This is a genomic window from Kitasatospora sp. NPDC050463, from assembly GCF_040655255.1.
Lineage (GTDB): Bacteria > Actinomycetota > Actinomycetes > Streptomycetales > Streptomycetaceae > Kitasatospora.
Genome location: NZ_JBFAJO010000074.1, coordinates 35648 through 42929, shown reverse-complemented (window position 1 = coordinate 42929; position 7282 = coordinate 35648). Strand labels below are relative to the sequence as shown.

At 75.1% G+C, this 7282-nt stretch carries 8 protein-coding genes; 4 read left to right on the top strand and 4 right to left on the bottom strand.

The features are described from left to right. Positions 1 to 62: 62 nt before the first annotated feature. Together AB0J08_RS33080 and AB0J08_RS33075 are read right to left on the bottom strand one after the other, a co-directional pair. On the bottom strand, positions 63 to 644 hold the full coding sequence (locus tag AB0J08_RS33080) for a TrmH family RNA methyltransferase (RefSeq protein ID WP_360641562.1): 582 nt from the start codon (positions 642 to 644) through the stop codon (positions 63 to 65). Then, positions 641 to 1282 (bottom strand): methyltransferase, encoded by a 642-nt coding sequence (locus tag AB0J08_RS33075; RefSeq protein WP_360641561.1) that lies wholly within the window; start codon positions 1280 to 1282, stop codon positions 641 to 643. Before AB0J08_RS33075 ends, AB0J08_RS33080 begins: the two co-directional genes overlap by 4 nt. 269 nt (positions 1283 to 1551) lie before the next feature. Between AB0J08_RS33075 and AB0J08_RS33070 the strand changes: the two genes are divergently transcribed. Next, positions 1552 to 1788, top strand: a complete 237-nt coding sequence (locus tag AB0J08_RS33070) for a hypothetical protein (protein ID WP_360641560.1) — start codon at positions 1552 to 1554, stop codon at positions 1786 to 1788. 60 nt (positions 1789 to 1848) lie between these two features. Here AB0J08_RS33070 and AB0J08_RS33065 read toward each other — a convergent pair whose 3' ends face one another. Next, positions 1849 to 4485: a lysylphosphatidylglycerol synthase transmembrane domain-containing protein gene (locus AB0J08_RS33065; protein ID WP_360641559.1), complete on the bottom strand. Its 2637-nt coding sequence runs from the start codon at positions 4483 to 4485 to the stop codon at positions 1849 to 1851. A 72-nt stretch (positions 4486 to 4557) separates the two neighbouring features. Further along, positions 4558 to 5319 (bottom strand): SDR family oxidoreductase, encoded by a 762-nt coding sequence (locus AB0J08_RS33060; protein WP_360641558.1) that lies wholly within the window; start codon positions 5317 to 5319, stop codon positions 4558 to 4560. 174 nt (positions 5320 to 5493) lie between these two features. On the opposite strand from AB0J08_RS33060, the gene AB0J08_RS33055 reads away from it, so the two are divergent. From AB0J08_RS33055 to AB0J08_RS33045, 3 genes are all read left to right on the top strand, one after another. After that, positions 5494 to 6336 carry a helix-turn-helix transcriptional regulator gene (locus AB0J08_RS33055; protein ID WP_360641557.1) on the top strand — a complete coding sequence of 281 codons (843 nt, stop codon included), beginning with the start codon at positions 5494 to 5496 and terminating at the stop codon, positions 6334 to 6336. A gap of 97 nt (positions 6337 to 6433) precedes the next feature. Continuing rightward, positions 6434 to 6700 (top strand): UBP-type zinc finger domain-containing protein, encoded by a 267-nt coding sequence (locus tag AB0J08_RS33050; protein WP_360641556.1) that lies wholly within the window; start codon positions 6434 to 6436, stop codon positions 6698 to 6700. 215 nt (positions 6701 to 6915) lie between these two features. Further along, on the top strand, positions 6916 to 7185 hold the full coding sequence (locus tag AB0J08_RS33045; protein WP_360641555.1) for a hypothetical protein: 270 nt from the start codon (positions 6916 to 6918) through the stop codon (positions 7183 to 7185). Positions 7186 to 7282 lie beyond the last annotated feature (97 nt).

Below are 7282 nucleotides of genomic sequence, written 5' to 3'. Positions count from 1 at the left end.
GTCCACGACTGGTTTCCACCGCCGCTTCACCCGGGAGGGCGGCCCGCCCTCTCCCACCGGGGTCACTCGTCGTCGAGGTCCAGGTCCAGGCCGCCGGCGTCGCTGCCGTCGGGGGTGCCGCTGATCGCGTACCCCTGGCGGCGCGCCTCGTAGCAGGCCACCGTCGCGGCGGCGGAGACGTTCAGCGAGCCGACCCGGCCGAGCTGCGGGACGAAGACCACCTGGTCGCAGAGCGCGAGCGCATCGGGGGTGATCCCGCGGTCCTCGTGGCCCAGCACGAAGGCCACCGCCGGGGTCAGCTCGGCGGCGAACATCGGCACCGCGTCGTCCGCCAGCTCCAGACCGACCACCTTGAAGCCGTCCGCCTTGGCCGCGGCCACCGCCTCGGCGACGGTGGGAAAGTGCTCCACCTTGAGGTACTTGTCGGTGCCCATCGCGGCCTTCTGGGCACCGGAGGAGCGCACCGACGGGGTGTCGCCGGTGAGGTACAGCTTCTCGGCGCCCATCGCGGCGCCGGTCCGGACCACCGAGCCGACGTTGAACGGGGACTGGAGGTTCTCCAGGATCAGCGCGAGCCGGAACTCGTTGCTGCGCCGCCACTGGCGGTGCAGCCGCTTCAGTTCGGTCCCGCGGAGCTGCTTCACGACGTCGTACCTCGTCCACTCTCGGGGCCCGCGCCCTCCGGGCGGGGCCGCGCTTCCAGAATTCGGAACCCGTTGACCGACGTGACGCGGGTGGTCGGGTAGCCCTGGTCGTTCAGCCACTTCTGCAGCGAGTCCGAGCCCAGGTGCTTCTGGACCACCAGGAACGCCGAGCCGTCCGGGGTGAGCCGGCCGAGCCACTGGTGCAGCAGCCGGCGCAGTTCGGCCTTGCCGACCCGGATCGGCGGGTTGGAGTAGATCGCCGCGAACCGCTGGTCCTCGGGGACGTTCTCCGGCAGCGCGGCCTGCACGTTGCCCAGGCCGAGCGCCTCCGCGTTGAGCCGGACCAGCTCCAGCGCGCGGGTGTTCACGTCGACCGCCCAGACCGGCAGCCGCTTGCGCCTGGTCGCCCAGGTCAGTGCGATCGGGCCGTAGCCGCAGCCGATGTCCAGGATCGGGCCGCGCACCCGGGGCGGCGGCGCGTGCTCCAGCAGGATCCGGGTGCCGGGGTCGAGCCGGCTGCGGGAGAACACGCCGGCGTCGGTGGTCAGTTCCAGGGTGACGTCCGGCAGGGTGACCGTGATCGGACGCCGCTCGCTGGCGACCTCGGGTGCACCGGTGAAGTAGTGCGAGCCGGACATGATTTCCCCGTCGTTCGTAAGGGCTTCGGGGCCACCGGGTGGGTGAGGGTAAGCCCTGCTGGTACGGCACTGATCGTACCCCCGGTGGCCGCGGCCCCGTTTTGCGCGCGGACGGCCGGGCAGGCGGGAGGCGGTCCGCAGGCTGCGGGCCGGGACCGGACAACACGCCGAAGGCCCGGTGGCGCATCGCGTCCGAGCGGCCGTCGACGGATACTTCCAGTACCCCCAACGGGCCCCGTGGGAGCCTCCGAGCAGCAAGGACGGACGCCATGCCGCAGAATTACGAGGACTACCCGGCCGAGGTCGCCGAGGCGGTGGAGCTTGACGTCGAGGCCGTCGAGGCCGACGAGGGCGACGAGTACGACGAGTACGACGAGCTGGCGGAGCGGCGTGCGCTCGGCGCCGACCCGGCGACCGAGGTCGCGGACGTCGTCGAGCAGAGCCGGGTCGTCGAGCTCGACGAGGACGAGTACCGGGAAGCGGCCGAGGACGAGAACCGGGAGTAGCCGCGAGCGGGGGCGCGCGCGAACCGGGCACAGTGCTCAGCGCGAACCGGCCTCAGGCGGTCACAGCGCTCCGCGCCGTTGCAGCCAGGCGAAGGCTGCCCAGCCCGGCAGCACCGGCAGTACCAGGGTCAGCAGGCGGTAGAGCGCGACGCCCGCCAGCGCGCCGCCCTCCTCCATCGACGCGGTGTGCTCCAGCAGCGTCACCAGCGCGCTGTCCACGGCGCCGGCCCCGCCCGGGGTCGGCGCCGCGTTGCCGACCGCGTTGCCGATCAGGAAGACCACCGCCACCGAGGCGAAGGCCGGTTCGCGGCCGACCGCCCGGACGCAGCAGTACAGGCAGGCGACCAGGCAGAGCGAGACCAGCAGCTGGCCGGCCACGCCGACGGCCAGCCGCCCGGGGCTGCGCAGCAGCTCCAGCAGTCGGGGCAGTACCTCTGAGGTCAGCGGCCGCAGCCGCGCGGCCAGCCAGCGACGGGCCGGTGGCACGGCGGAGACCCCGGCCAGCAGCACCCCCGCCCCGGCCAGGCCGCTCACCACGGCCGGCAGCGCGTCCAGCTCGGAGCCGCCGGGTTCGAGGTCCAGCAGATAGACGAAGGCGCCGAGCTGCAACAGGTGCAGGACGAGCCCGAAGAGCTGGCCCACGCCGACGCTGGACAGTGCCTGGGCGGTCGGGATGCCGGCCCGTTGGAGGAAGCGGGTGTTCAGGGCCACCCCGCCGACGCCGCCGGGCGAGACCAGCTTCACGAAGGAGCCGGCCAGCTGGGCGAGCACGGCGTTGCGGAAGTCCAGCCGCTCGGGGACGAAGCCGACGAAGCCCATCGCGGCGGTGAAGTGGCTGGCGACCGCGGCCAGCACGGCGAGCGCCAGCCAGATCGGGTCGGCGTCGGCCACGGCGGCGATCGGGTTCTGCTCGGACGCGAACAGCTGGGGCAGCAGCAGCCACCCGGCGACCACGCCGCCGGCCACCGCCAGCAGTGTCCGGGGGCGCAGGCGCTCCACCTTCACCGCTCGGACGGGGGCCTGCGGCTGGGTCCGCAGGACTTCGGCGCGGATGGCGTCCAGCAGCTCGCCGGGCGGTGGCGGAGCGGCGGGGGCGTCGGCCGGGCCGGCGCCGCTTCCGGTGGCAGTGGCAGTGGCGGTGGCAGTGGCGGTGGCGGTGGCAGTGGCGGGAGCCGGGGCGGCGCAGTGTGCCCGGGCGGCCTGCTTCAGGGCGCTCCGGGTGGTGCGGGCGAGGGCGATCGGCTGCAGCAGCGGAAGGGCGGCGCCGACGACGTCCGGGCCGAGCACCGCCACCGCGGTGCGCACCGACCGCTCGGCGCCGACGCGCAGGGCGAGGGTGGTGAGCAGCTGGGCGATGTCGCAGCGCAGCACCAGCTCACCGGCCGCGATGTCGCCGTCCGCGAGGTCCACCAGGTGCACCGCGCCGGCCCGGTCGACCAGGAGCGAGGAGGGGACGAGGGCCCGGTGCGAGATCTCCCGCCGCTGGAGCAGGGCGAGCTGGGACCAGGCGTCGGTGAGCAGCCGGTCGGTCAGCTCGTCGTCGGCGAGCTGGTCCAGGGTGCGGCCGGGCAGGTACTCGTACGCGACCAGGGCGCTGTCGCGGCACAGCCCGGCGGTGGCGGCGATCCGGCGGGTGCGGACGCCGGCGGCGACGGCCGCGTAGGAGACCAGGGCCTCGTGTTCCAGCCCGGTGCGCAGTGAGCGCAGCGCCCGGGGGTGCGGGGCGGTGCGCAGCCGCAGCCGGCGCCAGGCGCGCTGGACCAGGGCAGCGGTGACGGCCTGCCGGTCGAGCAGCTGGACGTCGAGGTCGGGGCGGCCGGCCTCCTGGCGGACCAGGTAGCGGTCGGGGCCGGCGGGGTGGGCGGCGATGGGGCGCAGGCCCGCGTCGCGCAGGCTCTGCAGGAGCTGGGCGGGCCGGGGCCGGGGGTCGGGAGTGCCGACGGCGTAGAGGGTGCCGTGGGCGGCCGTCCAGCCGATCAGCAGGCCGAGCAGCAGGGCGGTCGGGGTGGCGTAGCCGGCGGCCAGCCCGGCGAGGGCGGAGACGGACAGGACGATCCGGGGGACCCGGTGCTCGCGGGCGGCGGAGGCGGTCATGAAGGCGAGCACGGGCGCGAGGTAGCCGTAGACCGGTTCGGTGTGGGCGAGGGTGTGGCCGGGCAGCGGCTGGGTGAGGGCGGCGACCAGTGAGGCGGGGGCGAGCTCGTCGACCCCGAGGTCCACGGCGAGGGCGGCGCCGTAGGCGAGGACGGCGGCGAGCAGGCCGTCGGAGAGGTGCTGGAGGATGCGCCGCCGGTCGGGCACGGCCGAGAGCAGCCGGCGCATCGCCGACCAGACCGGGACCAGCAGCAGGGCGGCGGTGGAGAGGCCGCCCGCGATCGCGGCGAGCGGGCGCGGCACCAGCCGGGCAGCCTGGGCGACGTCGGCGGCGATGCCGCTGGTGGTGGCGCGGGCGTAGTCGGCGAGCAGCAGGGTCAGCGTGATCGCGGCGAGGCCCACGAGCAGTCGGATCAGCGCCACCGGCTGGCGGATCCGGCCGGTGGGGGCCGGCCCGGGAGCGCCGGGCCGGTCCGCCGGTATGTCCGGCGGGAGTTCGGAACCGGCCGGCTCGGGTACGTCGGCCGGCTCGGGTACGCCGGCGTACCCGGGCGGATCGTCCGTCCGGGCACCGCCGGTGTCGCTGTTCGTACTCCCCGCCACGATCGCCACGGTTGGCATGCTCCCACGGCGGCCCGTCGGCCGGTGGGGGAACCCGGGTGGGCCCGACCGGGCTCAGGCCTGCCGGGTCGGCAGGACGACGAGGTGGCGGAGGTTGACGTGACGGGGGCGGGTGACGGTGTAGGCGATCAGGTCGGCGATGTCCTCGGCGGTCATCGCCGGGATCGCGTCGAACATCCCGCCCAGCTGCTCGCGCAGCACCGGGTTGTCGATGTGCCCGCCGAGTTCGGTGTCGGTCAGCCCGGGCTCGATGGCGCTGACCCGGACGTCGCGCGGGCCCAGTTCGGTGCGGAGCGCGCCGGAGAGCTGGGTGACCGCGGCCTTGGTGGCCCCGTACACGGCGTAGTCGGGGAACACGACGTGTGAGGCGATCGAGGAGACGTTCACGAGGTCCGCGGTGCGGCCCTCGTCGGCGGCCGCGGTGAGGTCGGCGGTGAAGGCGCGGATGATCCGCAGCACGCCGGTGAGGTTGGTGTCGATCATGCGGGTCCACTCGTCGAGCCGGCCGTCGGCGACGGGGTTGGGCAGCATCACGCCCGCGTTGTTGACGACCAGGTCGACCGGGCCGTACGCGTCGTGGACGGCCTTGACGGCGGCGTCCACCGAGGCCTGGTCGGTGAGGTCGGTGGTGACGGCGAGCGCCCGGCCGCCGGCCGCGGTGATCTCGGCGGCCAGCGCGTCCAGCCGCTCCGTCCGGCGGGCCAGCAGGGCGACCCGGGCCCCACCGGCGGCGAGCAGGCGGGCGGTGGCCTCGCCCATGCCGCTGGCGGCTCCGGTGACGACGGCGGTGCGGGTGGCGAGGGCGGCGTAGCTCATGAGGTCCTGCTTTCGTGCGTGGTCCTTGCGGTCGGGCTGACCGGGACCACTCTGCGCGGGCCCGATCGGGCCAGCCAGGGCCGCCGATGTCCTGGGAAGGCCCGTCCTGGGAGTGCCGTTCCTGGGAACGCCGGTACCACCCTCGCGCCGCGGAGCCGGGGCTACGCTGCGGGCATGGAGAACACCGTCGGGGACTTCCTCCGCTCGCGCCGGGCCCGGATCCAGCCCGAGGAGGTGGGCCTGCCCTCGCACGGCCGCCGCCGGGTGCGGGGCCTGCGCCGTGAGGAGGTCGCGCAGCTCGCCGGGGTCAGCGTGGACTACTACATCCGGCTGGAGCAGGGCCGGGGTGCCGGCGCCTCCGACGCGGTGCTGGCCGCGGTGGCCCGGGTGCTGCGGCTGGACGAGGTGGAGGCGGCGCACCTGCACGTGCTGGCCCGCCCGCCGCGCCCGGCCGCCGCGGTGCGCGGCGGACAGCAGGTCCGGGAGGGCACCCGGCTGCTGCTGGACCTGATGGCCGGGGTGCCGGCCTTCGTCCTCGGCCGCCGGATGGACGTGCTCGCCTGGAACGCCCTCGGCGACGCGGTGCAGGGCTTCTCCGCCGTCCCGCCGGAGCAGCGCAACGCCGCCCGGTACGCCTTCCTCGATCCGGCGGCGCGCGAGTTCTATCCGCAGTGGGACGCGGTCGCGGCCGAGACGGTGGCGTATCTGCGCCTGGACGCCGGCCGGTACCCGGAGGACCCCAGGCTGGCCGCGCTGGTGGGCGAACTGTCGGTGCGCAGCGAGGAGTTCCGCCGACTCTGGGCCGACCACCAGGTGAAGCAGAAGACCCACGGCGTCAAGCTGATCCACCATCCGCTGGCCGGCGAGCTCGACTTCGGTTACGAGACCCTGGCCGTGAACGGCTCCGCCGACCAGTTGCTCGTCACCTACACCGCTCCGCCGGGATCCCCGACCGCGCAGAAGCTCGCGATGCTGGCGAGCTGGACGGCTCCGGGGGCGCCGGTCGCCGCGGAGTGAGTCCGTGCGGACCGGGCCGGCCCGCCGGGGCGTCGAGCCGGGTCGCCCGGGCGTGTCTTGGACGTCCGGTCGGGGCGGCCGTCACTACTCTGCGTGCATGAGCGCCTGCGAAGACCTCACCGCGGCACCCCGGGACATCACGCCCCTGCCGCCCATCGACGGCTGCGCCGACTGCCTGGCCGCGGGCCGCCGGGACTGGGTGCACCTGCGGCTCTGCCTGGACTGCGGTCACATCGGCTGCTGCGACTTCTCGCCGCAGAAGCACGCCACCGCGCACTTCCACAACACCTCCCACCCGGTGATCCGCTCGTACGAGCCGGGGGAGGACTGGCGCTGGTGCTTCGTCCACGAGGTCATCGGCTGAGCCCCGGCCCCGCCGAGCCCACGGCCCTCGCCCGCGCCGCGCGTTCGGCCTGAGCCGCGCGTTCGGCCCGAGCCGTTCGGCCGGCCCGCGCCGCTCGTTCGGCCCGGCGTCTTCGGCGGTGGGTAGGTGTAACCCGACTGAATTCCGGACATAACGCCCGTGCGGCCCTCCCGGTCGACGCCCCGTGGCCGGTGACCGCCGAAGGGAGGTCGACGATGACCAAGCGAACACCGAGCAGCACCGACAAGCTTCGCCGCGGCACCCAGGACCTGCTGGAGCGCCGGGGCATGGTGACGAGCCCCGGGCCGCTCCCCCCGAAGCTCGGCGGCCGTGCGCCACGAGCCGCCGCCGGGTTCGGCTCCGGCGGTGCCTTCCGGCACGGCGGGCAGGACTCCGGGACGGCGGCCATGCACTCCGCCCCCGCGCTGCACGCCGAACTCAAGGGCCACCGCCACCGGGGCGCGGAGAAGCACTCCGCGCACTGAACCGGGAGGCGCGCCGAGAGGCGTGCGGGGCCGGTCGCCCTGCGTCAGGGGCGGGCGCCGATCGCGGCGCCCGCCCCTGACGCACACTCAGGACCAC